Consider the following 26,347-nt stretch of genomic DNA (forward strand, 5'->3'; position numbering starts at 1 on the left):
TTGACTGAGAGAAATTAATATGGCTAAAGCACCTGCGAACAGCGCTGCCCGTCGTGTTAGCAAGAAGGTCCGCAAGAACATTGCTGACGGTATTGCCCACGTGCACGCTTCGTTCAACAACACGATCATCACCATCACTGACCGTCAAGGCAACGCGCTGTCGTGGGCTTCGTCGGGTGGTCAGGGCTTCAAGGGTTCGCGTAAGTCGACTCCCTTCGCTGCTCAGGTCGCTGCCGAAGTGGCTGGTCGTGCTGCTCAAGAGCAAGGCATCAAGAACCTCGACGTCGAGATCAAGGGCCCAGGTCCTGGTCGTGAATCGTCGGTTCGCGCCCTGGCTTCGTTGGGTATCCGCATTGCATCGATCTCCGATGTGACGCCGGTGCCTCACAACGGCTGCCGCCCTCAGAAGCGTCGTCGCATCTGATGCTCGTTTGACTGGCCTGTTTCACAGGTCGGGCACACACCTCGCGTACACTGCTTGCGGTGGGCGAGGTGATTTTGTTGTTTCGCAATGACAGATGAGTTGTTTGTTTGTCAAGTGAGCAACCGCGCTTGCTATAATGGCAAGTTTTCTGCGGTAGTTGCGGCGTGGCCTGTTGGCTCGTCGCGTTTGCCGTTATTTGAAGCCCACCGTCTGCGCGTTCTCGCGGCAGACTCGCGTTAGCCATTTGCTGACGTTAGATAACTCAAGGACACGAAAGTGGCACGTTACCTCGGACCTAAGGCCAAACTGGCCCGCCGCGAAGGCACCGACCTTTTCCTGAAGAGCGCCCGTCGCCCCATCAGCGACAAGGCTAAGTTTGACACCAAGCCTGGCCAACACGGCCGCACCTCCGGCTCGCGCACCTCTGACTTCGGTCTGCAACTGCGTGAAAAGCAGAAGGTCAAGCGCATGTACGGCGTGCTGGAAAAGCAATTCCGTCGTTACTTCGCTGAAGCCGAGCGTCGCAAGGGCAGCACCGGTGCAAACCTGCTGGGTCTGCTCGAGTCCCGTCTGGACAACGTCGTTTACCGCATGGGCTTTGCCTCTACCCGCGCCGAAGCTCGTCAGCTGGTCGGCCACAAGGGTATCGTGGTGAACGGTCAAGTGGTGAACATCCCTTCCTTCCTGGTGAAGTCGGGCGACACCGTTGCCGTCCGTGAAAAGGCCAAGAAGCAAGTTCGCGTTCAAGAAGCATTCAAGCTGGCCGAGTCCATCGGTCTGCCAGGTTGGGTTCAAGTTGACGGCGCCAAGCTGGAAGGCGTCTTCAAGAAGTCGCCTGACCGCGATGAGTTTGGTTCCGACATCAACGAATCGCTGATCGTCGAACTGTATTCTCGTTAATGTTGCGTGACCGAGTTTGCCTGCAAGGTTGCTGGCAGCTCGGTTTGCTGCATTTGTACTCAAGGGCCGGGGCATTCGCTCCGGTTGGTCCAGCAGCCTTATCGGTGTAACGAGCCGAGGGTATTGACAGGAAGACCTCATGCAAACGAATTTGCTGAAACCCAAAGCCATCCAGGTGGAACCGCTCGGCGGTCACCGCGCCAAGGTTACGCTCGAGCCTTTCGAGCGTGGCTATGGTCATACCTTGGGCAACGCACTGCGTCGCGTGCTGCTCTCGTCGATGGTCGGTTTCGCACCTACTGAAGTCACGATCGCTGGCGTGTTGCACGAATACTCGTCGATCGACGGCGTGCAAGAGGACGTGGTTCACATCATGTTGAACCTGAAGGGCGTCGTGTTCCGTCTGCATAACCGCGACGAAGTGACGCTGGTTCTCCGTAAGGATGGTGAAGGCCCCGTTACGGCAGCCGACATTCAGACTCCTCACGATGTCGAGATCGTCAACCCCGGTCACGTGATCGCCCACCTGTCGCAAGGCGGCAAGCTGGATATGCAGATCAAGATCGAAAAGGGTCGTGGTTATGTGCCCGGCAACATTCGTCGTTATGGCGAAGAGTCGAGCAAGGCCATTGGTCGCATCGTTCTGGACGCTTCTTTCTCGCCCGTGCGCCGCGTGAGCTACACGGTTGAGAGCGCGCGCGTTGAGCAGCGTACCGATCTGGACAAGCTGGTCATGGAAATCGAGACCAACGGCGCTATTTCGCCCGAGGAAGCGATCCGTGCGTCGGCCAAGATCCTGGTCGAGCAGCTGGCTGTGTTCGCGCAACTGGAAGGCAGCGAAATCGCGGCTTTCGGCGAGGCGCCGAGCAAGTCTGCCCAGAACTTCGATCCGATCCTGCTGCGTCCAGTGGATGAGCTCGAACGCACAGTTCGCTCTGCGAACTGCCTGAATGCCTAGAACATCTACTACATCGGCGATCTGATCCAGCGCACCGAGACCGAGTTGCTGAAGACCCCGAACCTGGGTCGTAAGTCGCTCAACGAAATCAAGGAAGTGCTGGCTTCTCGTGGTCTGGCTCTGGGCTCGCGCCTGGAAGCATGGCCACCGCAAGGTCTGGACAAGCGTTAATTTTGAGTGCGTGGCCCTTGAGGCCACGCGGTGCACCCGGCGGTACCTTTATCCGGCCGTCGGTTAAATAAAGAAAGGACTAGCACCATGCGTCACGGAAACGGTCTCCGTAAACTGAATCGTACTTCTGCTCACCGCGCTGCAATGCTGCGCAACATGGCGAACTCGCTGATTGAGCACGAAGCCATCAAGACCACCGTCCCCAAGGCTAAGGAACTGCGCCGCGTTGTCGAGCCGCTGATCACCCTGGCCAAGGAACCAACGGTTGCCAACAAGCGTCTGGCTTTCGATCGCCTGCGTAACCGCGACAACGTGGTCAAGCTGTTCAACGTGCTGGGCCCCCGCTTCGCCAAGCGTCCTGGCGGCTACACCCGCATCCTGAAGATGGGTTTCCGCGTTGGTGACAACGCTCCCATGGCTTACATGGAACTGGTTGAGCGCACGGAAGAGGCTGCTGTCGAAGCCGCTGCTGAATAAGCTGGAAGCTTTTCCAGTTTTCTAAGAGCCCGCGTCAGCGGGCTTTTTTATTTATGTACACAGGCTTGCAATATTGCTGGTTTGTGTGCCATAATCTAAGTCTCAGTCGCGGGGTGGAGCAGTCTGGTAGCTCGTCGGGCTCATAACCCGAAGGTCGTTGGTTCAAATCCGGCCCCCGCAACCAAAATTCGAGAAAATGGTTGGTTATTTGCTGACCTTTTTCCACCCGGTCTCGATGTGACGACATCGGTTCCGGACACCGCATCTGGCGCGGGGTGGAGCAGTCTGGTAGCTCGTCGGGCTCATAACCCGAAGGTCGTTGGTTCAAATCCGGCCCCCGCAACCAAGCCCATGAAAAGGCCCTCCTTTGGAGGGCCTTTTTTCTTTACCTCGTCACCGTGACGAGGTTTGTGACGAGTGATGGTGAGGATGTGGCGCTGAATGACCTTTGGGCGTAGTCGCTTTTGGACATCTGCTTAGCAGCGAAAGCGGTCGCACGAAATCCCTAGCGCAAACGGCCATTACCAGCCTCAAGCTGACATCACATCATCGGATGACGGTCTCGCGGCAGCCTAGGAGGATCGCGAGATATTCGTTTTGCGTCCAGAGCCGCCCAGCGGGCCGGATGGCAGGTTGCGTCGGGCTTCAAACGTCTTACCTGGTCGCTTGTTGGCGGCGACCCACCCACGTGTGTCGCGCCCAATGCGAGCAGAGTCCTTTTCCGCACGATCTGTGTCGCTGTGAGCAGGCTTCTGCGCCAGCGGGTCGGCACGCTTTTGCGGCTTTGACATGTAAGGCTCCTGAAGGCCGTCGAGAGATGGCACCGTCGCATTATCGCGGCTAAAACGAGGTGTCGTGTCGCGTATCGAGGCACGGGGCTACGGCAAGATCCTTGTGTGCTGGACACCCTCATCTCGGTCACGTGCTTCATGCAGGGAGACGAGGCCAGGCCTTGGTGGCACTACACAGCAGAGCGGAAAGCGCGTCTTGCTCGTGGCCGCTCTGATGGCGCATGACCGTCGCGCAGGGTGTTTCGATGCGTTTGTGCGTGTCGCCCGTGCTGCAAGGATCTCCGTTGGCAAGGAAATCGCCTAACCTAGAGGGGCGCACACGGGTCGTGCTGTGGGCGCTGCGTAGCCAAAGGGGTGACGAGTCATGTCTGGATCTGATTTTTCCCTGGACCCGGCCTTGTTTGCCGGTACCAACGCAGATTGGGAGTCGCGCAAAGCCGCTGCCACGCCCAGAGGGGTGGCGGTGGGTCAGGCGGTGTATGCCGCGCGGGCGGCCAATGCCGAGGTGTGGGACGTCGAGGGGCGCCGCTACATCGACTTCGGCAGTGGCATTGCGGTGCTCAACACCGGGCACCGGCACCCGAAAGTGCTGGCGGCGGTGGAGGCCCAGCTTCAGCGCTTCACGCACACGGCGTACCAGGTGACGCCATACGCGTCTTATGTCGCCTTGGCAGAGGCCATCAACCGCTTGGCGCCTGGCGATGCGCCCAAAAAGACGGCCTTTTTCACCACGGGGGCCGAGGCGGTGGAGAACGCCATCAAGATCGCGCGTGCTGCGACGGGGCGACCCGGGGTGATCGCGTTCAGCGGCGGGTTTCATGGCCGGACCTTCATGGGCATGGCCCTGACGGGCAAGGTGATGCCCTACAAGCGCGGCTTCGGCCCGTTCCCAGGGGATGTCTACCACGCACCCTATCCTTATCCCTTGCATGGCGTGTCCACCGACCATGCCTTGAAGGCCATCAGGGGGCTCTTCAAGTCCGACATCGACCCACAGCGTGTGGCGGCTTTCATCTTTGAGCCTGTGCAGGGCGAAGGCGGCTTCGTGCCGGCGCCAGCAGACTTTGTGCAAGGTCTGCGTGCCTTGGCGGATGAGCATGGCATTTTGCTGATTGCCGATGAGATCCAGACGGGGTTCGCACGGACGGGGCGGCTGTTTGCACACGAAGCCTTCGGGGTGCCGGTGGATCTGATGACGTTTGCCAAGAGCTTGGCGGGGGGCTTGCCCTTGTCTGGCGTGTGCGGTCGTGCGGAGATCATGGATGCGGCGGAACCCGGTGGTTTGGGGGGCACCTATGCCGGTAACCCGCTGGCTGTGGCGGCGGCGCTGGCGGTTCTGCAGGTGATTGAGGATGAGCATTTGGTGGCGCGCGCCGAGCATTTGGGCCAGAGGCTCAAAGCCAGTCTGGCTACCTGGCGGCCGCACGTGCCCCACATTGCCGAAGTCCGCGGGCCTGGCTCCATGGTGGCGGTGGAGTTCATGCACCCTGCGTCCGGGGAGCCTGATGCGGCCTTCACCAAGCGCGTGCAGACCGAGGCCCTTCAACGCGGCTTGATGCTGCTGACCTGCGGTGTGTACGGCAATGTGATCCGGTTTTTGCATCCCTTGACCATTGAGGATGCGGTCTTTGACGAGGCGCTGGAGATGTTGCGCGCCTCCCTGTTGGCTGCGGCGAACTGAGAGAGCAAGGTGAAAGTATGAGTGGCTTGTCTGATCCCACATTGATTCGAGAGTGCGCCTGGCTGGATGGTGCCTGGGTGCAGGCCGATGACGGCACCCACATCGTGGTGACCAATCCCGCCACGGGTGACGTGTTGGCGCACGTGCCCAAAATGGGGCGAGCCGAGACCTTGCGTGCCATCCAGGCGGCCGACGCAGCTTGGCCGGCGTGGCGAGCTTTGACCGCCAAGGCCAGGTCTGCCGCGCTGATGAAGTGGTTTCAGCTGATGCAGCAGCATGCCGAGGATCTGGCGGTGCTCATGACCTTGGAGCAGGGCAAGCCGCTGTCGGAGGCCCGAGGTGAAGTCGCCTATGCCGCGTCGTTTGTGGAGTGGTTTGCAGAAGAGGCCAAGCGCCTGTACGGCGAGACGATTCCGAGTCCCATGGCGGACCGACGCCTGCTGGTGTTGCGCGAACCCATTGGCGTGTGCGCGGCCATCACACCGTGGAACTTCCCCTTGGCGATGATCACCCGCAAGGTGGCCCCGGCTTTGGCGGCGGGCAATCCCATCATCGTCAAGCCAGCCGAGTCCACACCCTTGTCCGCACTGGCGCTGGCCGTTCTGGCAGAGCGCGCGGGCATCCCGGGGGGCGTCTTCCAGGTCATCACCGGAGACCCGCGCGACATCGGGGCGGCCCTCACCGGCAGTCCCGTCGTGCGCAAACTGAGCTTCACTGGCTCGACCGAAGTGGGGCGCCTGCTGTACGCCCAGTCCGCCCCCACCATCAAGAAGTTGTCGCTGGAGTTGGGCGGGAATGCGCCCTTCATCGTGTTTGAGGACGCGGATCTGGATGCTGCCGTGCAGGGGGCCATGGCCTCGAAATACCGCAACGCCGGGCAAACCTGTGTGTGTGCCAACCGTTTGTATGTGCATGACAAGGTGTACGACGCCTTCATGGACAAGCTGGTTGAGGCGGTGAAGACCCTGAAGGTGGGCAATGGCCTGGATGCAGGGGTGACGCAAGGCCCCCTCATTGACCACTATGCACTGCTGAAAGTCGAGGCGCACATTGCCGATGCCGTGGCACGTGGGGCCCGGGTGATGCTGGGCGGCCAGCGATCGGCGCTGGGGCAGACGTTTTTTGAGCCGACGGTGCTCGCCGATGTGCCGGCCGATGCCCGAGTGGCTCGCGAAGAAACGTTTGGCCCCTTGGCGCCCGTGTTTCGCTTTCACTCGGATGACGAGGTGATTGCGCTGGCCAACAACACCGAGTTTGGTCTGGCCAGCTATTTTTACAGCCGTGACGTGGGCCGAATTTTCCGTGTGGCGGAAGCGCTCGAATACGGCATGGTGGGGGTCAACACCGGGATCATCTCCAATGAGGTGGCGCCGTTTGGTGGCGTGAAGCAGTCAGGCCTCGGGCGAGAAGGTTCGCGCCATGGCATCGAGGACTATCTGGTCACCAAGTACGTGGCGCTGGCGGGCTTGTGAGCGATGGGTTCTCGACTAGACTGCGCGCTTCGATTCACCCATTCGCATTGTTGACCTTGTCATGACCGACACCGCCAAGCCCGAATTGCCCGATCACCTGTCGATTGATCCGCGCAGCCCTCACCATGTCCGCGAGATTTTTCAGCACGACATCGGTGTCCGCTTCAACGATAAGGACCGCTTCGACGTGGAGGAATACTGCGTCAGCGAAGGCTGGATCAAGGTCGCCGCGGGCAAGTCTGTAGACCGCAAAGGGCGTCCATTGATGATCAAGCTCAAGGGCAAGGTCGAAGTTTTCTACCGTTGACCCCGGCCTGAAATCTTGCCGTGATGTAGCGGACAAACTGCAGCATTTCGCAAGGACAAGCCTGTCTTGTTCAGCGTGCAGGCGTAACCTGAAGGTGTGTAGCAGTTTGTAACACCAAGGTGAGCAAGATTTCAGTTGATTTGGCTCTGACCAACCAGGTTCGTCGCGATCAGGTTGAGTTGCTGTACCGTCAGTCGCCCACGGCCATATTGGGTAGCTTGTTTGCGGGCAGTGTGCTCGGCTATCTGCACTGGTTGTGGTGGCCCGAAGTCAGTCGAACGTTGATCGTGTCGTGGCTGGTGGCCGGGGGCTCATGCACGATGCTGCGCTTTGCCACCTTGGCCGCCTTTCGGCGAGCGTGCGCAACGGGCGACTTTGATCCCGCGCACTGGGTCCGCGTGTACGCAGGGACGCTGGCGATTTCTGCTTCGGTGTGGGGGGCGGCGCCGTGGCCGTGGTGTCCTCGACCGACCTGTTGTCACAGGTGGTGACCGTGATGTTTGCCGTCGGGTTGGCCGGAAGTGCCATCCCCACATACACCGCTCATCGCCAGATTACCTGGCTGGGAATGGGCTTGGCACTGTCGCCCATGTCGCTGTGGTTGCTGTTTCAGCCGCAACCGTTGCAAAAGGTGGTCGGGCTGGCCTGTCTCATTTTTCTGGTGACCGCCTCACTCGGGGCGCGACGTTTGTCGGCCGCATTGGTGGATGCGTTTCGGCTCACGCATGAACTGGAGCGGGCCAACCGCCTGGCAGAGGCTGCTGCGATGACCGATGTGCTGACGGGCTTGAGCAATCGCCGGGCCTTCCTGGATCACGCCGAACAGATGTTGCGCTACGCCGTGCGGCATCATCGGCCGATGTGCGCCGTCATGATGGACATCGACTGGTTCAAACGGGTCAATGACACCTACGGTCACCGCGTGGGCGATGACGTCCTGACGCAGGTGGCCGAGGTGCTGCGGACGCGGGTTCGCGGGTCGGATATTTGCGGCCGCATTGGCGGAGAAGAGTTCGCCATGCTGCTGCCCGATGCCTCGGTGCAGGACGCCTGTCGACTGGCCGATGAGGTGCGGTCCCACGTTGAGCAGCTGAACTTTGCCTCCCCCGATGGCCGAAGCTTTCGCATTACCGCGAGCTTTGGTGTGAGTGTCTTGCGTCCGTGGATGGGCGAGGACATTGGCATCTTGCTGCACAGCGCAGACGAGGCGCTTTATCAGGCAAAGGCGGGTGGACGCAACCGGGTGGACGTGGCATTGCCCGCTTCGCCTTGACGCCTTCAGATCACCTCAATGGCCATGGCCGTGGCCTCACCCCCGCCAATGCACAACGACGCCACGCCCCGGCGGAGTCCGCGTTGGCGCAGGGCGCCGAGCAGGGTGACCAGGATGCGAGCGCCGGAGGCGCCAATCGGGTGACCCAGTGCGCAGGCCCCGCCGTTTACATTGACCCGTTCATGAGGCAAGTGCAACTCTTGCATGGCTGCCATGGTGACCACCGCGAAGGCCTCATTGACTTCCCAAAGCTCCACATCGGTGGCGCGCCAGCCTGTTTTGTCCAGCACCTTGTGAATGGCACCGACCGGTGCCGTGGTGAACCACGCAGGCTCTTGCGCGTGGGTGGCGTGGGCATGGATCACGGCCAGGGGCTGATGTCCCAGTCTGGCCGCTGTGGAGGCGCGCATCAATAGCAGTGCGGCCGCGCCATCCGAGATGGAACTGGCATTGGCGGCGGTCACGGTGCCATCTTTGGCAAAGGCGGGAGGCAGGGATGCAATTTTGTCCAAATTGGCCTTGAGCGGCTGTTCGTCGTGTGCGACCACGGTGCTGGCCTGACGACTGCGCACGGTCACTGGGGCCACTTCCCACTCGAAATGCCCTTCACGCTGGGCCGCCTGCGCACGAAGGGTGGAGGTGCAGGCGTACTCATCTTGTGCCTCACGGCTGAAACCGTAATGCCGGGCGCACTCTTCGGCAAAGGTGCCCATCAGTCGACCATTCGTTGCGGCGCTGTAGTGATCCTCCAGTCCATCCTTGAACATGTGGTCGATCATCTGGCCGTGGCCCAGCCGCTGGCCGCTGCGTGCTTTGGGCAGCAGGTAAGGCGCGTTGCTCATGGATTCCATGCCGCCGGCCAGCATCACTTGCACACTGTCAGACAGCAGCATGTCATGCGCCAGCATCACCGCTTTCATCCCGGAGCCACATACCTTGCTGACCGTGCTGCAAGGGGTGTTCAGAGACAGGCCCGCATGGAGCGCTGCTTGCCGTGCGGGGGCCTGGCCGAGCCCGGCAGTCAGCACACATCCAAGCAACACCTCATCAATCTGGTCGATGGCGATGCCGGCACGCGCAACGGTCGCGGCCAGGACTTGGGCGCCGAGCTCGGGGGCGGTCAAGGCTGACAAGGCGCCTTGGAAACCACCCATGGGGGTGCGGGCGGCGCTGACGATGACCACGGGGTCGATGGTGGGGGCGTGCTTCATGGGTACGGCGAAGTGGTGCGCTGTCGCCGGGTCAGCGTCAGCGCGGGAGAAGGGGGTGAGCCACTATCGCAGGGGGGCGTGTTGACGACAATCGGGGTTACGCACGAGAAATCAGCGAGATCACAACAAAAAAGCCCACTTGCAGGCTGCAGGTGGGCTCAAGGTGTGTGCGTCGCCGCGCGGCGCGATCAGGTGCGGCGGCGATCTTGCCAGCGCTGTACCGCGCCACCCGCCAGCATGGCCGGCACGAACAACCAGACCTCGGTGTTGCCCGTCAGCATGGACGACAAGGCCGGGCCGGGGCAGTAGCCCGTCAGGCCCCAGCCGATCCCGAACAGTGCGGCACCACCGATGAGTCGACGGTCAATGCGGGTGAGCTTGGGAAGGTGAAAGCTGTCACCCCAAGCGGGTCCTTGGCGTTTCAGGATGAAGCGAAAGCCCACCAGTGTGACCATGACCGCACCGCCCATGACAAAGGCCAGGCTGGGGTCCCAGTCTCCTGCCATGTCCAGAAACGCTTGCACTTTCAGCGGGTTGGTCATTTGCGCCACGGCCAGTCCCAGCCCAAACAAGATGCCTGACAGCAGGCTGATGATGAGATGCATGAGAAGTCCTAGGGGTGTCAGAGTGGCAGCAGGTGACGGATCACCAGCACGGTGGCGGCGCCCGTGGCCATGAAGGTCAAGGTCGCAGCAAGGGAGCGCAACGACAGGCGGCCCAGACCGCATACGCCGTGACCGCTGGTGCAGCCGTTCCCCAAAGAGGTGCCGTAGCCCACCAGAAAGCCGCCACTGACCAGCCAGGATGCGGGGTAACCCACACGTGGGTTGGCTGCATGACCTGAGATCAGGACGTACGCGGTGGTGCCGCCGATCATGCCCAGCAAAAACAGCAGGCGCCACAACCACGTGTCGGCCGCAGCGCGCTGGCGCACAGCGTCGATCAGGTTGTGGGCGATGTTGCTGATACCGGCCAAGCGGCCCGTGGCACCCAACAGCAGCACAGCGGAGGCGCCAATCAACAAACCGCCCGCCAAACCGGTCAACGGGGTGAATTCACTCATGAAAAGAACTCCAACAAAAACACAAACCGGCAGAGGCACGGTGCATCTGCCGGTTGAGGTGAGCCACGTCGGACTCAGAACTTCCAGCCGTACGCCACGCCCAGCATATTTTCCTGCAGATGGATGGACGCATCGCCGCCGCCAAAGCCGGGCGGGATGGCGCCTTGGCCGTTCACCGTCTTTTTGAAGGCATGGCCAAAATAGGCGCTCCACTCACCGTGCTGATCGGCCTTCCAGGTGAAGCCGAGGGTCACATGGTCTTGCACCACACCGGGTGCCAGGATGTTGAACAAGGTTTCTGACGACGGGATCGGCTGGCTGGCATGGCTGTAGCCGGCACGCAGGGTCAGTGCATCACTCCACTGATGCGCCACACCCAATTTGTAGACGGTCACGTCCTTCCAGCCAAAGCCAGGACCATTCGATGAGCCCAGCAAGTTGCCTTGCTGCAATTGAGTGACGCTGTTGCTGACGGACTTGGTGCCACTCAGTTCGATGACTTGGTAATCCAGAGCCAGTGTCCACTGGCTTGTGGGCTGCCAGGCCAGACCCAGGCCATAGTTGGCTGGGATGTCAAAGCTGCCTTGCTCGGCGAACAGACCCTTGTACTTGTCGAACTGGCCGTTGATGGCCGACGACCAGGTTGCACCGGCACGCCAGCCTGGGGCGATGTCACCGATCCAGCCCAGGCGCACGCCTGCACCCACGGAGCTGTCCGTGCCACGATCCGTGGTGTCATTGGGGGAGGAGGACATGCCCGCGAAGGGAACGATGCCCTTCATGGAGAAGCGCTGATACGCCACATTGACGGCCGCGCCGATGACGTGATGCGCATCGAACTTCCAGGCGGCGCTGGGGGTGATGAACAGTTGCTCCAGGTTCATCTCTGTGCGGCCTTGCACCCCGAAATTGGCAAAAGGACTTTTGTCGTAGGACGTGTTCATGCCGCCATTGCCATACAGGGCCAGGCCCAGGCTCAACTGCTTGTTGATTTGACGGGTGTAGCCCAACTCCGGGATCAGGAACAGATCACGGCCATCCGCGCTGTAGTGGCCATTCAGGCCCGCAACGTTGTTTTGGATGTCAGCGCCACGGCTGGGATTGAAGAGGTTGGCGCCGACGTCCAGACGGTTGCCGACGAAAGCCGTGCCTGCGGGGTTGGTGGCGGCGGTCAGACCATCCAGGGGCAGGGCAATGCCCACCCCCGCCATCGATTGCGACTGAACCCCGTAGCCATGTGAGAAGTAGCCATTGGTGGCATGTGCCAGAGGCGAGAGCGCCATCAGGGTGGCGGCAGCAATCAGCGTTGGGCGTGTCGAGGCGAAGCGAGCGGGATGGGACATGAACATCGTCCTTCTGGTGTGGATGTGGTCGGAATGGGCGAGACTGTACCGACGCGCTTCACAAACAAGAACGATTCTTTGGCTACTTCAATATGCGGAAATCGAATAAGAAAAGCCCTGATCAAGTCAGGGCTTCGTGCGGGCGCAGACGTGAAATCAGGCTTGTGCCTGCGCTGCGGCGAGCAAGCACTCAGACAGCTTGTCAAAGTGGCTCAGTGCTTCTTGCGTGAGTTCGACTTGCTTGCGGCGGGTGTCTTCCGTGTCGGCCAGCGTGATCCAGCCCTTTTCTCGCATGGATTTCAGGCGGTTGTGCAAGGTGGCGGGGGAGCCCAGTTCGCTGAAACCAATCAGATCACGCACGCACAGACGGGCTTTGACCATGTTGGTTTTGGCAACGACTTCCAGGATGCGCTCTTCCAGGGGGTCCAAGGGAACCAGAGGAGAGGATTGACCGCGCACGGCCTCAGCCAGCTTCAGAAAACGGAGGTAGATGTCGGCAGGGCGGGTCACAACAGCTCTTGATGTCAGGGTTTGGACCTGGCGGACAACCGATGCAAGTCTCGTTGTCTCTGTACGGTGTCCTATTTTATGACATCAAGCTCAGGGGCTTGCCCCCTCGCAACGCGCTCGGCACCATGTTTTCGGGAGGGTTGATGTTGCTTGTTTGCCACTAAACATTGCATTTGAACCAATTTGGTGCGCAATTTGTCGCGGCGGCAGCCGAAATGAAAAACGCCCGCTGGCACTGCATCACGCGGTTGGTCGTTTTTTGGAGGGCGAAAATTACGGCAGGCGAGGGTAGTCGGTGGAGCCGTGGGCGCCCACACCACCGTACAGGCCCACGTCCGAGAACAGTTCGTTCAGCGGCGCGTTTTCCTTCAGGCGGCGAGGCAGGTCCGGGTTGCTGATGGTGGCGCGACCAAAGGAGATCAGGTCGGCGCGACCTTCACGAATCGCCGCATCGGCCATGGCCTTGTCGTAGCCGTTGTTGAGCATCCAGACGCCGCTGTAGAGCTTGCGCAGGGCTTCGTAGTCAAACGGTGCGTTGTCACGCGGGCCGCCCGTGAAGCCTTCGACAATGTGGAGGTACACGGGGTGCAACTTCTCGAGTTCGCGCACGACGTACTCGAACAAGGGCTGAGGATTGCTCTCGCTCGAATCGTTGACAGGCGACACAGGCGACAGGCGGATGCCCACGCGGTCAGCGCCGATTTCAGCGGTCACCGCGGCCATCACTTCCAGCAGGAAGCGGGCACGGTTTTCGATGCTGCCGCCATATTCGTCGGTGCGCTTGTTCGAGCCATCGCGCAAGAAGGCGTCGATCAGGTAGCCGTGAGCGCCGTGGATTTCCACACCGTCAAAGCCAGCCTCGATGGCGTTGCGAGCAGCCGTACGGAAGTCGTTGACGACGCCGGGGATCTCAGCCGTTTCCAGGGCGCGTGGCACCGAGGTGTCCACCATGCCTTGGCCGGCCACGTAGGTCTTGGCCTTGGCTGCGATGGCTGACGGGGCCACGGGGGCTTGGCCGCCGGGCTGGTAAGCCGAGTGCGACATGCGGCCGGTGTGCCACAGTTGCACGAAGATCTTGCCGCCCTTGGCATGAACCGCATCGGTCACCTTGCGCCAGGCCGCCACTTGCTCAGGCGTGTGCAAGCCGGGCGTGCTGGGGTAGCCCTGTGCCGTGGCAGACACTTGAGTGGCTTCCGCGATGATCAGGCCCATGGAGGCGCGTTGCTCGTAGTACTCGACCACCAGTGCGCCGGGCACATTGCCCGCTTCTGCGCGACTGCGGGTCAGGGGGGCCATCACGATGCGATTGGCCAGTTCGATGGGGCCCAGTTGGAAGGGCTGGAACAGGTCCGGTGTGGACGCAGTGTTTGCGTTGCTCATGTGTGATCGTCTCCAGTTGAGCGTGGCGGGAAAAGGAGTGGATGAGGTCAGGGCCGCAGCAATTGCTTGAGCAGCAGGTTGACGGTGTCGTCGAGCGCTTGAACCGAGTGCTCGACCTTCATGCGAAGCAGGGCACCCTCCCAGGCGTCCCAGCAGAATGTGGACAGGGTGAGGGCGTCGATGTCGCGGCGGACGGCGCCTTCGTCCTGTGCGCGGCGCAGCAGCGTGGCCAGTCGCGCGCGCCAGTCCGCCATCGAGGCCTTGAGCACATCGCGGCACAGCGGGCTGGATTCGGCGACTTCTGCTGCGAAGTTGCCCACTAGGCAGCCCTGGCATTGCGTCTGGGCGTGGTGTGCAATGAAGCGCGCAAAGATGTGCTGAATGGCGGGCAGCGCCTCGGCGGGGGCGGAGGCCAGGCATTGGTCCCAGGCGTCGTTCACCCAGTCGGTGTAGTGACGGATGATGGCCGCGGCAAACGCCTCTTTGCTGTCGAAGTGGTTGTAGAACGAGCCCTTGGGCACCCCGGCCTGATCCGCAATGTGCTGGATGCCCGTGGCGTTGTAACCGTCGCGGGTAAACAGTTGGTAGCCTGCCTCGGTGAGGCGGCGCGGGATGTCGGTTTTGTCGGCGGTGCGAGCCATGTGATGTTCTCCGTCTGGAAATAATATGACCAGTCGTCTTAAATCGCAAGTGGGGGAGTGTTGCGGGCTGGCAAAGCGAGCATTTGCAGGCGCAGGGCTTGCGTTGACACAGTTTCACAAGATGGATTCCGTCCTATCCTTGTCATGTGAGGTGTTCACGATGGACACCCTGTCTTGACTTCACGGATTGCCATGTCATCTACCCTGTCCAATCAGACTTTCGACCAGATTGCAGTGGGGGCTTCCTGCACTGTTGAACACACCGTGACCCGCGATGAGGTCAACCTGATGTCGCTGGTGTCCGGTGACGCGGGGGCGTACGGTGGCTCGGGGTCGCCCGGCGATCCGCGCTGCGAAGGCGTGAGCGCCGAGGCCTTGATCCATGGCGTGCTCAAGCGACGCCTGCCCGGGCCGGGTACGGTGATTCTGGCGCATGACCTGCGCTACAGCGGCAGCGCGCGCGTGGGGGAGGTGCTGCAAGCCACCGTGACGGTGCGCGACAAGCAGGCGCCAGACCGCATGGTGTTTGACTGCGTGGTGCGCGGCAAGGCGGGCCCTTTGCTCGAAGGCACGATCACGGTTCAGGCGCCCACCCATTTGCAAACGGTGGACCAGGCCGAGGCGCCCAGCGTCATCTTGCGTCGCAACGATGTCTTTGGTCGCCTGTTTCATGAGTGCGAGCCATTGCCACCGGTGCGTTGTGCGGTGGTCCATCCGTGCGACAAGGAGTCGTTGGCCGGTGCGCTGGAAGCCGCGCAGCATGGCTTGATCGAGCCGATCCTGGTTGGCCCGAAGGTCAAGATCCTGTCCGTGGCGCAAGCCGGTGGCTGGGACGTGTCGCCTTACAGACTGGTGGACACCGAGCACAGTCATGAAGCGGCCGAAGCGGCTGTGGCCATGGCGCGCTCGGGTGAAGTGCAGGCACTCATGAAGGGCAGCCTGCACACCGACGAACTGATGGGGGCCGTGGTGCCGTCGCGCACGGGTTTGCGCACCGGGCGCCGCATCAGCCACGTCTTTGTGATGGATGTGCCCGCTTACCCGCGCATGCTGCTGGTGACGGATGCGGCCATCAACATCGCGCCCACCATTGAAGACAAGGTGGACATCGTCCAGAACGCCATCGAGTTGGCGCATGTGTTGGGCGTGCCGCAACCCAAAGTGGCCATCTTGGCGGCGGTCGAAACGGTCAACCCGACGATGTCGGCCACCATTGACGCGGCCATGCTGTGCAAGATGGCCGATCGCGGCCAGATCACCGGCGGCATCATTGATGGCCCCTTGGCGTTCGACAACGCCATCAGCCAGGAAGCGGCGCGCACCAAGCACATCGAGTCGCCGGTGGCAGGGCTGGCCGACATCCTCGTGGTGCCCAATATCGAGGCCGGCAACATGGTGGCCAAGCAGCTGCAGTATTTCGCGGGCGCCGACAGTGCGGGCATTGTGCTGGGTACCCGCGTGCCCATCGTGCTGACCAGTCGGGCGGACTCGGTGCGGATGCGTCTGGCTTCGGCGGCCGTGCTCAAGCTGCTGGCGCATGCACGTTCGCGTGACGGCGGGGAGTGAGTGCCATGACCGACGCCATTGCCGTGCTCAATGCGGGCTCATCGAGCCTGAAGTTTTCGCTGTTCACGGCCCGCATTTTTCGGGACCTGTTTCACGGACAGTTTGAGGGGCTGGGCGCCTCGCCCCATCTGGTGGTGAAAAACCGCGCAGGCGAGGTGGTGCTGGAGCGCCGTTGGGATGACGGCGCCCACTTTGACCATGAGGCGGCGCTGTCGCACCTCATGGAAGTCTTGCCGGCCTTTTTGCATCGCATCAAGGTGGTGGCGGTGGGGCATCGCATTGTTCATGGTGGGGTGGCCTTCCATGAGCCGGTGGTGCTGACGCCCGCTGTGGTGGATGAGTTGGCCAAGCTCATTCCGCTGGCGCCCTTGCACCAACCGCACAACCTGGCGCCCGTGCGGGCTTTGATGAAGCTGGCACCCGATGTGCCGCAGGTGGGCTGCTTTGACACGGCCTTCCATGCCACCAATCCGTCTGTGTCTCAGCGATTTGCCGTGCCGCGCGAACTGCACGACGCAGGGGTACAGCGCTACGGCTTCCATGGTCTGTCGTACGAGTTCATTGCCTCACGGTTGCCACATGTCGATCGCCATGCCGCCAAGGGTCGAACGGTGGTTTTGCACCTGGGCAATGGCTCCAGCATGTGCGGCATCGAGGCCGGGCGCAGTGTGGCCAGCACCATGGGCTTCACGGCGCTGGATGGCTTGATGATGGGCACCCGTTGCGGGGCCATCGACCCGGGGGTGCTGATCTGGTTGATGGACGAGCGGGGGCTGAACGCCCGCCAGATCGAGTCCCTGCTGTACAAGCAGTCGGGCCTGCTGGGGGTGTCTGGGCTGTCGTCGGACATGCGGACCTTGCTGACCAGCGATCACCCGCACGCGCACGAGGCGGTGGATCTGTACCTGTACCGCATCCGTCGTGAGCTGGGCTCGCTGGCGGCCGCCTTGGGCGGCCTGGATGCCTTGGTCTTCACTGCCGGCATCGGCGAACATGCGGCCGTGTTGCGCGCTCGCGTGTGCCGCGATGCCGCGTGGTTGGGGGTCGAGTTGGACGAGCAAGCCAACGACGACCGGCCGTTGGAGGCCGGGCAGGCCCATTGCATCAGCAAGCCGGGCAGCCGCGTCACGGTGTGGGTGATCCCGACCAATGAAGAGCTGATGATCGCCCGACATGCGCGTGAACGGGTGCCGGACTTCCGACAAAAGGGGAGTGAACGTCTCATGCATGCCTCCTGAGCGTGCAGCGACCCTCCCCCGGGTCTACAATCAAAGGTTCGATAAGCGCTGCACGGGCAGCGCACTCCCGGAAAGGATTCCCTCATGTCGATGGACGATCGCGACGGCAAAATCTGGATGGACGGCAAGATGGTGGAGTGGCGCGACGCCAAGATCCACGTGCTGACCCACACACTGCACTATGGCTGCGGCGCCTTTGAAGGTGTACGTGCCTACAACACCGTCAACGGTCCGGCCATCTTCCGCCTGAAGGAACACACCGAGCGCCTGTTCAACAGCGCCAAGATCCTGCGCATGCCCATGCCCTTCACGATGGAAGAGGTCATGCAGGCTCAGCTGGATGTGGTCAAGGCCAACAACCTGGAAAGCTGCTACCTGCGTCCGCTGGTGTGGCTGGGTTCTGAAAAGATGGGCGTGAGCCCCAAGGGCGCCAAGGTGCACCTGATGGTGGCGGCTTGGGCCTGGGGTGCTTACCTGGGCGAAGAAGGCCTGAAGCGCGGCATCCGCGTCAAGACCTCCAGCTTCACGCGTCACCACGTCAACATCACGATGACGCAGGCCAAGTCGGTGAGCAACTACACCAACTCCATCCTGGCCAACCTCGAAGCCACCGAAGATGGCTACGACGAAGCCATGCTGCTGGATACCGCAGGCTTTGTGTCCGAAGGTGCGGGTGAGAACCTGTTCATCATCAAGGACGGCAAGCTGTTCACGCCCGACCTGTCGGCTGGCGCCCTCAACGGCATCACCCGTAACACCATTTTCGCGATCTGCCAGGACCTGGGCCTGGAGATCAAGGAAAAGCGCATCACGCGCGACGAGGTGTACATCTGTGACGAAGCCTTCTTTACCGGTACGGCTGCCGAAGTGACCCCGATCCGCGAACTGGACCGCATCCAGATCGGCATCGGCTCGCGCGGCCCCATCACCGAGAAGATCCAGAACGCCTTCTTCGACATCGTCAACGGCCGCAACCCCAAGTACGCTGGTTGGCTGACCAAGGTCTGATTCACAAGGACATCAACCATGAGCACGAACGCACAAACTCCCAAGGCTGTGGTGGAACTCTCCGCTGCCGACCTGCAGGGCCCTGGCGTGGTGGCTTGCCCCATGCCTGGTCAGGCCGCATGGAACAAGCACCCCCGTGTCTTCATCAACGTGGCGGGTCATGGCGAAGGCGCCTGCCCGTACTGCGGTACGGTGTACAAACTCAAGGCCGGTGAAAAGGTTCACGCACACTGATGTGCGTGAAGGCGGCTCGACTGCCTGAGTGATGCAATCAAGCCCGGCCCTCGTGCCGGGCTTTGTCGTTTGACGTGTTGGATTGAGCGCATGATGACTGCCGCATACCCTGCGACCCTGAATAACGTGACCACGCTGGCAGAGCTGTTGTCCTGGCGTGCCAGCCAAACCCCCAAGGGCGAGGCTTACCGCCAGTACAACGTCCAGACTCAGCGCTGGGACAGCCTGACTTGGGCGCAGGCGCAAGAGCGTGTGGCGCATTGGGCGCGCGCGCTGGACGCCATGCAACTGGACCGTGGCGCTCGGGTGGCCATCTTGCTGCCCAATGGGCTGGATGCCATGAGCATCGATCAGGCTTGCTTGAACCGTGCGTGCACGCCGGTGCCCTTGCACGCCATCGACAATCCGGCCAGCGTGGCCTACATCCTCGCCGACAGTGCTGTGTCGTTGCTGGTGGTGCAGACCTATGCGCAGTGGCAGGCCATTGAAGGGGTGGGGACACCCTTGCCCGCTTTGCGTGCCGTGGTGTTGACGGATGATGTGCTGCCGACGCAGGCGCCTGCGCAGCCGGCCCTGATGCGTCTGCAGGACTGGTTGGCAGGCGGTGATGCGGTCGCCGCAGGGGAGACGGTGGCGCCGCCCGTGCCAGAAGATCTGGCGGCCATCGTTTACACATCGGGCACCACGGGCAAGCCCAAGGGGGTGATGCTGAGCCACCGCAACGTGCTGTCCAACGTCAAAGGGGTGCTGAGCCAGGTGCAGCCCGTGCCGGAGGATGTGTTCTTGTCCTTCTTGCCCTTGTCTCACACGTTTGAGCGCACCGCTGGCTACTATCTGCCCATGGCCGCCGGGTCTTGTGTGGTGTATGCACGATCGGTCGCTTTGCTGGCGGAGGACCTCAAGTCGGTTCGCCCCACCGTGCTGATTTCGGTGCCCCGCATTTACGAGCGGGTGTTTGCCAAGGTACAAGAGACACTGGCGGGCGCCAGCCTCAAGGCGCGCTTGTTCGCTTGGGCGCAAGAGGTGGGCTGGCGGCGCTTTTGCCGTGCGCAAGGTTTGCCCGTCGAGACCACAACGTGGTCATGGGGCGACGCACTCGTCTGGCCCTTCTTGCAATCGAAGGTGGCTCAACCCCTGCTGAATCAGTTTGGCGGGCGACTGCGTGTGGCCGTGAGTGGCGGCGCGCCCTTGTCATCGGCGTTGGCGCGCTGCTTCATCGGGCTGGGTATGCCATTGGTGCAGGGCTATGGCATGACCGAAACCTCGCCTATCGTGGCCTGCAATCGCCCGGATGACAACGACCCGGCCACCGTGGGCAAGACCCTGCCGGGTGTCGAAGTGCGCATCGGCGAGAACCGTGAGTTGCAGGTGCGTGGCCCGTCGGTCATGCAGGGCTACCTGAATCGACCGGAAGACACCGCCAAGATCCTGTCTGCGGATGGTTGGCTGGGCACCGGCGATCAGGCCTCGATTGATCCAGTCAATGGTCGCATCCGCATCCTGGGTCGCATCAAGGAAATCATCGTCACCTCGACAGGCGAGAAGGTCCCGCCGGGCGATCTGGAGCTGGCGCTGACGGCCGATCCACTGTTTGCACAGGCCTTTGTCGTGGGCGAGCAGAAGCCGTTCATCGCGGCGGTGGTGGTGCTCAACCCAGTGGAGTGGGCGCGTCTGGCCGGCAGCCTGGGGCTGGTGGCCGATGCGCCGGCCAGCCTGGTGGCGCCGCAAGCCGTGGCCGCGGCACTGGCGCGCATCAAGGCAGCGGCGGCGGGGTTTCAGCATGATGCGGTGCCTCGCGCGGTGTGCCTGACCACCGATCCGTGGACCATTGAAAACACCATGATGACGCCGACCCTCAAGCTAAAGCGCAACAACCTGATGGTGCGCTTCGCTGCCGAGATTGAGCGCATGTATCAACGCTGAAGCGGCCCCTACAATCGGTGCCAATCATGAAGACCTCGCACGAATTCGTACTCACGCTGTCTTGCCCGGATACCAAGGGCATCGTTCACGCCGTCTCGGGCCTGCTGTACCAGGCGGGCTGCAACATCATCGACTCGCAGCAGTTTGGTGACGTGCAAAGCGAAGACAGCACCGGCCTGTTCTTCATGCGCGTGCACTTTGCTGCGCCCGACCATCTGGCCGATGCCGCCACGCTCGACAAGCTGTTTGCCCACGTGTGCGAACAGTTCAAGATGACGGCGCAGATCCATGCGCGTTCGCGCAAGCCGCGCGTGCTCATCATGGTCAGCAAGCACGGCCATTGCCTCAACGACCTGCTGTTCCGCTGGCGCTCGGGTTGGCTGGACATCGATATCCCGGCCATCGTCTCGAACCACCCTGACTACGCCGAACTGGCAGCCAGCTATGGCATCCCGTTCCACCACATGCCGCTGCCCACGGGCTCGGGCATGGATGTCAAGCGTGCACAAGAGCAACAGGTGGAGGCGTTGGTCGAACGCGAAGGCATCGACCTCGTGGTGCTGGCGCGCTACATGCAAATCCTCAGCTCCGAGTTCTGTGCCTTCCTCAAGGGCCGGGCCATCAACATCCACCACAGCTTCCTGCCCAGCTTCAAGGGGGCGAAGCCCTACTATCAGGCGCATGACCGTGGCGTGAAGCTCATTGGCGCCACCGCGCACTATGTGACGGCCGATCTGGACGAAGGCCCGATCATCGAGCAGGACGTCGAACGCGTGGATCACACCCTGACCCCCGAAGACTTCACGGCTGTGGGCCGTGACGTGGAATGTGTGGTGCTGGCCCGTGCCGTGAAGTGACACACCGAGCGCCGCGTGCTGATGAACGGTCACAAGACCGTGGTGTTCAAGTAAGGACGACCTCGCCATGAACGACCCTCGCGCCCTCAAGGCCACGCAAGCCCTGTTGACCTCGGCCGATGAAACCGAGGCCTCCTTCTACGACGCGCTGCGTCATGGTGACCTCGACAAGGTGATGGCCGTCTGGGCGGACGACGAGGAGATCGCCTGCGTGCCGCCCAGCGCCCCCCGCACCGTTGGGACGGTGGCGGTGCGTGCGGCCTTCGAGGCCTTGCTGGCCAGCGGGCCAGTGCACATCAGCATCGAGCACGTGCGCCGCATGGAAACGGCCGTGTGCGCCATTCACCATGTGACCGAGCGCGTGCAGGTGATGACCCCTGAAGGCCTGCAAACGGCTTTTGTCATTGCCACCAACGTGTACCTGCGCACGGCACAAGGCTGGCGCATGGTGGCGCACCACGCCAGCGCCGGGATGCCACAAGACATCCCCGACATTTCCGAGCCTCGCTCGATCCTGCACTGACTCGGTTGACGTCGTGCAGTACTACCGTGCCCCCCGTTGGTTGGCGGGTCATGGCGCCTGGGGTGGGCATGTGCAAACCATCTGGCCGGCGCTGTACTGCCGGGCGCGTGCGGACCGCCTGTCTGACGCGGTGAGCTACCAGCGCGAGCGCTGGACCACCCCCGATGCCGATTTCATCGACGTGGATTGGCGGCTGGCCGGTCCATCCGACGCGGGCCGCCCTTTGCTGGTCTTGTTCCATGGCCTGGAAGGCTCGTCCCAAAGCCATTACGCACGGGCCTTTGCGCATTGGGCGTTCGCGCAAGGGTGGGACTATGTCGTGCCGCATTTCAGAGGGTGTTCGGGTGAGATCAACCTGGCGCCCCGCGCCTATCACTCCGGCGACTTTGAGGAGGCGGACTGGATCTTGCGCAGACTGGCGCTGCAGCGCACCGGCCCTTGCGTGGCGGTCGGCGTGTCACTGGGTGGCAATGTGCTGTTGCGCTGGGCGCAGGAAGCAGGATCGGATGCGGCGCGGGTGGTGTGTGCCGTGGCGGCCATTTCGTCACCCATTGACCTCAGTGCGGCCGGCGCGGCTTTGGGGCGCGGGGTGAACCGACACGTGTACACCCGCATGTTTTTGAACACGCTCAAGCCCAAGGCGCTGGACAAGCTGCGGCAGCATCCCGGTTTGGGCCATCCCGAGGCCTTGCTGCGTGCGCGAGACTTGTACGAGTATGACAATGCCTGGACGGCCCCGCTGCACGGCTTCGCCAGCACTGAAGATTACTGGACGCGTTGCTCGGCCAAACCAGGCTTGAAGACCATGAAGCATGTGCCCGCGTTGGTGCTGAATGCGCGCAACGATCCTTTCATGCCTGCGGCGGCCTTGCCGAGCGCGCAAGACGTGGGGCCTGCCGTGACCTTGTGGCAACCCCACGAGGGTGGGCACGTTGGCTTTGCCTCGGGCCGTTTGCCGGGGCATGTGGCGGCCTTGCCTGAGGCGGTTGGAGCCTGGTTGGCACCTCACACGAACGAAAGACTTCGATAACCATGGATGACATCGTCAAAGCTGCCATCAAGAAGTGGCCCAACGTACCCCATTGCTATGGGTGGTTGGCGCTGGATGCGCGTGGCGACTGGTACTTGCGCGACGAGCCCACGCAGGCGGCGGGCCCATTCCCGCAAGTCAAAGGCAGCCGGATCGAGCACGACAAGTTCAAGGAGTTCATCCACCGCAATTACGAGCACGATGAGCGCGGCGCCTGGTTTTTCCAGAACGGACCTCAGCGTGTTTACCTGCAGTTGGAGGCGGCTCCTTGGGTCTTGGGCGTGCGCGCGTTGGGTGTGCCCGATGGCAGCTACGAGGTGATGACGCACACAGGCCTGCCCGTGCACGAGGTGCGATCCAGTTGGCTGGACGAGCAAGGGCGCCTGTTCCTGGAGACCGAGCACGGCTTGGGGCTTGTGCGGTCGATGGACATGGATGCGGCGGCCGATGCGGTGGGTGCAGAAGTGTGGACCCCTCAGGAGATGGCGTTTGCCGACATGCCGGCGCACTTTGGCTTTGTGTGTCAGCCGGCCCCCTGAATGCATGGGGTCTCGGGCGCGGATCGACCATGAAAAAAGCCGGCATCAGCCGGCTTTTTTGTTTGAGGCAGAAACCGCTCAGGGTGCCGAAGCGGCTGCTGCTGGTGCAGCAGGCTCTGCAAACTTGGCGCCACCCGCGTTGGCCATGTAAACCAGGCCACGGTGCACTTCGAGGTCGCTGAAGTCGCCGCCGCCTTGAGCAGGCATGGCGTTGAAGCCCTTCAGAGCGTGTTCCAGCAGCTTGTCAACGCCTTGTGCAATGCGAGGGCCCCAGGCAGCCGCATCACCAAACTTGGGTGCGCCCAGCATGCCGGAACCGTGGCAGCTCGCGCATTGGGCCTTGAACACGTCTTCGCCAGAGCGAGGGCCGGTGCTGGTCGACGCGGCTTTGATGGCCACCGTGCCCACAGGCATGATGCGGTCGCCAGCGCTTTGGGTGATTGCAGCATTGCTGCCAGCGTTCTTGACCGAGTAAACGTAGCTCACCAGCAAGCCAACGAGGGCTGCGGGGATCAGGAACGATGCCAGCACGGCAACGACCAGTTGCTGAGGGGAGCTGACGGACTCTTGGGTTTGGGGCGCTTGGCTCATGGGTGCTCTCAGGAGGCGCTGGTTGGAATGAATGGGGTGACGGACAAAAGAGTCCAGTCGGGCGAAAGGGAGATTATAGGTCGTGGCTCAGCCTTGAGAAAGATAAACCGGCCTCTGCACTGTTAGAATCTCTAGCAGTGCGCCCGTAGCTCAATGGATAGAGTACTGCCCTCCGAAGGCAGGGGTTGCTGGTTCGATCCCAGCCGGGCGCGCCATAAAGATCAAGCACTTAGCATCGCGGCTAGGTGCTTTTTTCTTGTCTGTACGGACTTTGTACGGATAGTGCTCCCTCAGCACAGGCAGGCTCTGTTGCCTCCCCAAGAGGTGTTTTGCATCACATTGCTGTCTCAGCCTGGAGGGGGTAATGCAGTCCATGGAGCTAGTTTCGATGGCCTTTGCAGCACATGTGCAACATTGTTGAAGCAGCGTGTCGTGCAAGCGCGGGACCGCTGAGCGTGCATACGCCGTCTTCGATCTTGGTGGTTGAACTTGTGGCTGGGTCTACCTGATAGATGATGGCAGCTTAGTTTGATTACTTCAGGCAGTTGCGCACATACGTGTTGAAGCGCTCATGAGCTTCTGCATCAATGTCCACGCGGTAGCCAACGAATGTTGGCGCCGAGCGATCGAGTTGCATGGCGTGGCCAACGGACTCGGCGTTGAGCATGGCTTTGAGTTGGGTGTCCGTAACCTCGAACATGGCCAAGATGAGACCATTTCTGTTTTCGATCTCCAGGGGCCGAGCAAGGGGTACAGGGCGATTGGAGATGAGCAGGGAGTGATCCCAGCCTTGGGCGATGAAGTCGGCCTTCTCTCCCGCGGTGTAGGAGGAGATCAGTACCTGTCCTTTGCGGCCACAGATAAGCCGGAACTTGCCTGTCCCGTGGTAATGGCTTTGCTCGCCGAGTAGGAACGTGCCACCGTCTGCCACCTCAATGGTCCACGACGGCTTAGACGAGCCATTGTTGACAACGCGCAGATCCTCGAGTTGCTTGCGTGAGAGCAGGTAGATATCGTTGGCCGAGGCTTTGACGCTGAGGTCCAACAGGGCTGGGCTGACGCCCATCTCGCGGATGTAGGCGCCGACCAGGGCGGCGACGATCTGGCCGGATTCCATGGTGTCGAAGGAGTCCACCATGGTGGAGGCGCGATGCACGCCGTAGCGGGCGTCTCTATCCATGTAGCGTGAGGAGCCGCCTATGTAGGCAAATGCGCAGGCGCTGTAGCACATGGCCTTGGCATCGACGTGGGTACTGGCGCTCACGGAGCGCAGAAGGCGGCCGATCTCAAGGGCTGCGAGTAAGTTGCCACCAGGTGAGTCCAGGTGGACAGAAATGCTTTGCTCCTCGTAGAGCTTGAGTACGCGCGCCAGGCGAGGGGCAGCGTCCTTGTCGATGGATCCCTTGAGGTGAATCTTGATGGGGGCCTCAATCATGCGCTCGATGGTGTTCTGGGACAGGACGATCACCTGCAATTGCTGTGCGTGCGCATGAGCGAAGGCGAGAAAGCAAAGGGTGGTCCAAAAGAGGTGTCGCAGGACGTTGGTCAACATGAGAGTAAGAAAGTGGACAAACCGTTATAGGGAATGGTGCATAGTGTTAGTTGCACATGAATTCATGCGCTGTAGCACTGTTGTCATGCCGAATGCAAATGAGGTGAAGGCCCGCTACTGAGGTCTGGCCAAAATGACGCCATTTGAATTCAATTTTTCACATGGCGTCTGCTACCACTGCATTTTCACCTCAGGTTTCCAGCCATCACTGGCAGGGTATTGCTTTCGGGTGGATATACCAAGCCAGATTGATTTTAGCTCGTCGCGCCTAACAAGATATGCCCGGCGAACACAGAAAACGATGCTCGCAAAACCGTTAGGCTGCCCAGCATTGACGCAGGAGTTGCGGTAGTTTCGCCAGACCTGCTGCTCGCGCGCTAGGCCCTGGGGAGCTCCTTCTCGATTTATGGATGTGTATAGATCATTGAGTTCGACATCCAGCGCCGCGATATCAATGTTCGAGCAGATGATGAACAGGATGGAGTAGTCCACCTTTGACGGGCACTTGAAACCAGTTTTTGCGAACTGGCTCGGCCTTCTAGCCTGAAGCGCCCCGGGTTTCGCGGAGGCCAGTTGGTTTAAGTCAGGCGGTCACGGCCTGACCAGCGTGTTGTTGGTGGTAGTTTGCCTCGAACTCGGCTGGCGGGACATTGCCCAGCGGCCCCATCAATCGATGGTGATTGA

27 protein-coding genes, 3 tRNA genes and 1 pseudogene are annotated in these 26,347 nt (G+C 61.6%); 22 read left to right on the top strand and 9 right to left on the bottom strand.

All coding sequences use genetic code 11. The features are described from left to right. Positions 1–19 precede the first annotated feature (19 nt). The 12 genes and pseudogenes from rpsK (at position 20) to ACMV18_RS02845 (ending at position 8,454) form a co-directional block, all read left to right on the top strand. Positions 20–424, top strand: coding sequence for a 30S ribosomal protein S11 (rpsK, locus tag ACMV18_RS02790; RefSeq protein WP_339582318.1), 405 nt, complete (start codon positions 20–22; stop codon positions 422–424). A 276-nt stretch (positions 425–700) separates the two neighbouring features. Then, positions 701–1,324: a 30S ribosomal protein S4 gene (rpsD, locus tag ACMV18_RS02795; RefSeq protein WP_374256200.1), complete on the top strand. Its 624-nt coding sequence runs from the start codon at positions 701–703 to the stop codon at positions 1,322–1,324. 139 nt (positions 1,325–1,463) lie between these two features. Then, a pseudogene (locus ACMV18_RS02800) lies at positions 1,464–2,453 on the top strand (DNA-directed RNA polymerase subunit alpha). 87 nt (positions 2,454–2,540) lie between these two features. After that, positions 2,541–2,930: a 50S ribosomal protein L17 gene (rplQ, locus tag ACMV18_RS02805; protein WP_374256197.1), complete on the top strand. Its 390-nt coding sequence runs from the start codon at positions 2,541–2,543 to the stop codon at positions 2,928–2,930. 107 nt (positions 2,931–3,037) lie between these two features. Continuing rightward, positions 3,038–3,114: transfer RNA gene (locus ACMV18_RS02810), tRNA-Met, on the top strand. A gap of 85 nt (positions 3,115–3,199) precedes the next feature. Beyond that, positions 3,200–3,276, top strand: a tRNA-Met gene (locus ACMV18_RS02815). A 487-nt stretch (positions 3,277–3,763) separates the two neighbouring features. Further along, a complete protein-coding gene (locus tag ACMV18_RS02820; RefSeq protein ID WP_420816608.1) occupies positions 3,764–3,946 on the top strand; it encodes a helix-hairpin-helix domain-containing protein in 183 nt (60 codons plus the stop codon). Positions 3,947–4,085: 139 nt separating this feature from the next. Beyond that, positions 4,086–5,402 (top strand): 4-aminobutyrate--2-oxoglutarate transaminase, encoded by a 1,317-nt coding sequence (gabT, locus tag ACMV18_RS02825; RefSeq protein WP_420816593.1) that lies wholly within the window; start codon positions 4,086–4,088, stop codon positions 5,400–5,402. Positions 5,403–5,419: 17 nt separating this feature from the next. Further along, the gene (locus ACMV18_RS02830) at positions 5,420–6,874 is read left to right on the top strand and encodes an NAD-dependent succinate-semialdehyde dehydrogenase (protein ID WP_420816594.1); all 1,455 of its coding nucleotides are present in this window, start codon (positions 5,420–5,422) and stop codon (positions 6,872–6,874) included. Positions 6,875–6,935: 61 nt separating this feature from the next. Continuing rightward, positions 6,936–7,181 carry a DUF3297 family protein gene (locus tag ACMV18_RS02835; RefSeq protein WP_374256189.1) on the top strand — a complete coding sequence of 82 codons (246 nt, stop codon included), beginning with the start codon at positions 6,936–6,938 and terminating at the stop codon, positions 7,179–7,181. 119 nt (positions 7,182–7,300) lie between these two features. Then, positions 7,301–7,672 carry a hypothetical protein gene (locus ACMV18_RS02840; protein ID WP_420816595.1) on the top strand — a complete coding sequence of 124 codons (372 nt, stop codon included), beginning with the start codon at positions 7,301–7,303 and terminating at the stop codon, positions 7,670–7,672. Then, positions 7,630–8,454, top strand: coding sequence for a GGDEF domain-containing protein (locus ACMV18_RS02845; RefSeq protein ID WP_420816596.1), 825 nt, complete (start codon positions 7,630–7,632; stop codon positions 8,452–8,454). Before ACMV18_RS02840 ends, ACMV18_RS02845 begins: the two co-directional genes overlap by 43 nt. Positions 8,455–8,459: 5 nt before the next feature. Here ACMV18_RS02845 and ACMV18_RS02850 read toward each other — a convergent pair whose 3' ends face one another. From ACMV18_RS02850 to ACMV18_RS02880, 7 genes are all read right to left on the bottom strand, one after another. Continuing rightward, a complete protein-coding gene (locus ACMV18_RS02850) occupies positions 8,460–9,665 on the bottom strand; it encodes an acetyl-CoA C-acyltransferase (RefSeq protein WP_374256186.1) in 1,206 nt (401 codons plus the stop codon). A gap of 188 nt (positions 9,666–9,853) precedes the next feature. Next, positions 9,854–10,270 (bottom strand): DUF6691 family protein, encoded by a 417-nt coding sequence (locus ACMV18_RS02855; RefSeq protein ID WP_374256184.1) that lies wholly within the window; start codon positions 10,268–10,270, stop codon positions 9,854–9,856. Between the two features lie 17 nt (positions 10,271–10,287). Next, positions 10,288–10,728, bottom strand: a complete 441-nt coding sequence (locus ACMV18_RS02860) for a YeeE/YedE family protein (RefSeq protein WP_420816597.1) — start codon at positions 10,726–10,728, stop codon at positions 10,288–10,290. A gap of 74 nt (positions 10,729–10,802) precedes the next feature. Continuing rightward, positions 10,803–12,071, bottom strand: coding sequence for an OmpP1/FadL family transporter (locus tag ACMV18_RS02865; protein WP_420816598.1), 1,269 nt, complete (start codon positions 12,069–12,071; stop codon positions 10,803–10,805). 156 nt (positions 12,072–12,227) lie between these two features. Beyond that, positions 12,228–12,581 carry a winged helix-turn-helix domain-containing protein gene (locus ACMV18_RS02870; protein WP_420816599.1) on the bottom strand — a complete coding sequence of 118 codons (354 nt, stop codon included), beginning with the start codon at positions 12,579–12,581 and terminating at the stop codon, positions 12,228–12,230. A gap of 273 nt (positions 12,582–12,854) precedes the next feature. After that, on the bottom strand, positions 12,855–13,961 hold the full coding sequence (locus ACMV18_RS02875) for an alkene reductase (protein WP_420816600.1): 1,107 nt from the start codon (positions 13,959–13,961) through the stop codon (positions 12,855–12,857). A gap of 47 nt (positions 13,962–14,008) precedes the next feature. After that, on the bottom strand, positions 14,009–14,602 hold the full coding sequence (locus ACMV18_RS02880; protein ID WP_374256176.1) for a TetR/AcrR family transcriptional regulator: 594 nt from the start codon (positions 14,600–14,602) through the stop codon (positions 14,009–14,011). A 192-nt stretch (positions 14,603–14,794) separates the two neighbouring features. On the opposite strand from ACMV18_RS02880, the gene ACMV18_RS02885 reads away from it, so the two are divergent. The 9 genes from ACMV18_RS02885 (at position 14,795) to ACMV18_RS02925 (ending at position 23,520) form a co-directional block, all read left to right on the top strand. Continuing rightward, a complete protein-coding gene (locus ACMV18_RS02885; RefSeq protein ID WP_420816601.1) occupies positions 14,795–16,168 on the top strand; it encodes a bifunctional enoyl-CoA hydratase/phosphate acetyltransferase in 1,374 nt (457 codons plus the stop codon). A gap of 5 nt (positions 16,169–16,173) precedes the next feature. Further along, complete coding sequence (locus ACMV18_RS02890) at positions 16,174–17,406, top strand: acetate/propionate family kinase (protein WP_420816602.1); 1,233 nt, start codon at positions 16,174–16,176, stop codon at positions 17,404–17,406. Between the two features lie 84 nt (positions 17,407–17,490). Next, positions 17,491–18,414, top strand: a complete 924-nt coding sequence (locus tag ACMV18_RS02895) for a branched-chain amino acid transaminase (protein ID WP_374256171.1) — start codon at positions 17,491–17,493, stop codon at positions 18,412–18,414. Positions 18,415–18,432: 18 nt separating this feature from the next. Continuing rightward, on the top strand, positions 18,433–18,648 hold the full coding sequence (locus ACMV18_RS02900; RefSeq protein ID WP_374256170.1) for a zinc-finger domain-containing protein: 216 nt from the start codon (positions 18,433–18,435) through the stop codon (positions 18,646–18,648). A gap of 93 nt (positions 18,649–18,741) precedes the next feature. After that, entirely contained in the window at positions 18,742–20,571 is a 1,830-nt protein-coding gene (locus ACMV18_RS02905; RefSeq protein WP_420816609.1) for an AMP-dependent synthetase/ligase, read from the top strand. A 26-nt stretch (positions 20,572–20,597) separates the two neighbouring features. Further along, on the top strand, positions 20,598–21,428 hold the full coding sequence (gene purU, locus ACMV18_RS02910; RefSeq protein WP_420816603.1) for a formyltetrahydrofolate deformylase: 831 nt from the start codon (positions 20,598–20,600) through the stop codon (positions 21,426–21,428). Between the two features lie 67 nt (positions 21,429–21,495). Next, positions 21,496–21,951, top strand: coding sequence for a YybH family protein (locus tag ACMV18_RS02915; protein WP_374256168.1), 456 nt, complete (start codon positions 21,496–21,498; stop codon positions 21,949–21,951). A gap of 13 nt (positions 21,952–21,964) precedes the next feature. Further along, on the top strand, positions 21,965–22,981 hold the full coding sequence (locus tag ACMV18_RS02920; RefSeq protein ID WP_420816604.1) for a YheT family hydrolase: 1,017 nt from the start codon (positions 21,965–21,967) through the stop codon (positions 22,979–22,981). A gap of 2 nt (positions 22,982–22,983) precedes the next feature. Next, entirely contained in the window at positions 22,984–23,520 is a 537-nt protein-coding gene (locus ACMV18_RS02925; RefSeq protein ID WP_420816605.1) for a DUF2946 family protein, read from the top strand. 78 nt (positions 23,521–23,598) lie between these two features. Here the strand turns inward: ACMV18_RS02925 and ACMV18_RS02930 are convergent, their stop codons facing one another. After that, positions 23,599–24,111, bottom strand: a complete 513-nt coding sequence (locus tag ACMV18_RS02930; protein ID WP_374256164.1) for a c-type cytochrome — start codon at positions 24,109–24,111, stop codon at positions 23,599–23,601. Between the two features lie 139 nt (positions 24,112–24,250). Here ACMV18_RS02930 and ACMV18_RS02935 point away from each other — a divergent pair. After that, a tRNA-Arg gene (locus ACMV18_RS02935) sits at positions 24,251–24,326 on the top strand. A gap of 317 nt (positions 24,327–24,643) precedes the next feature. On the opposite strand, the gene ACMV18_RS02940 is transcribed toward ACMV18_RS02935, so the two are convergent. Beyond that, the gene (locus ACMV18_RS02940; RefSeq protein WP_420816606.1) at positions 24,644–25,663 is read right to left on the bottom strand and encodes an ATP-dependent Clp protease proteolytic subunit; all 1,020 of its coding nucleotides are present in this window, start codon (positions 25,661–25,663) and stop codon (positions 24,644–24,646) included. Between the last annotated feature and the right edge of the window lie 684 nt (positions 25,664–26,347).

The organism is Aquabacterium sp. (assembly GCF_048860245.1).
Classification (GTDB): Bacteria; Pseudomonadota; Gammaproteobacteria; order Burkholderiales; family Burkholderiaceae_C; genus Aquabacterium.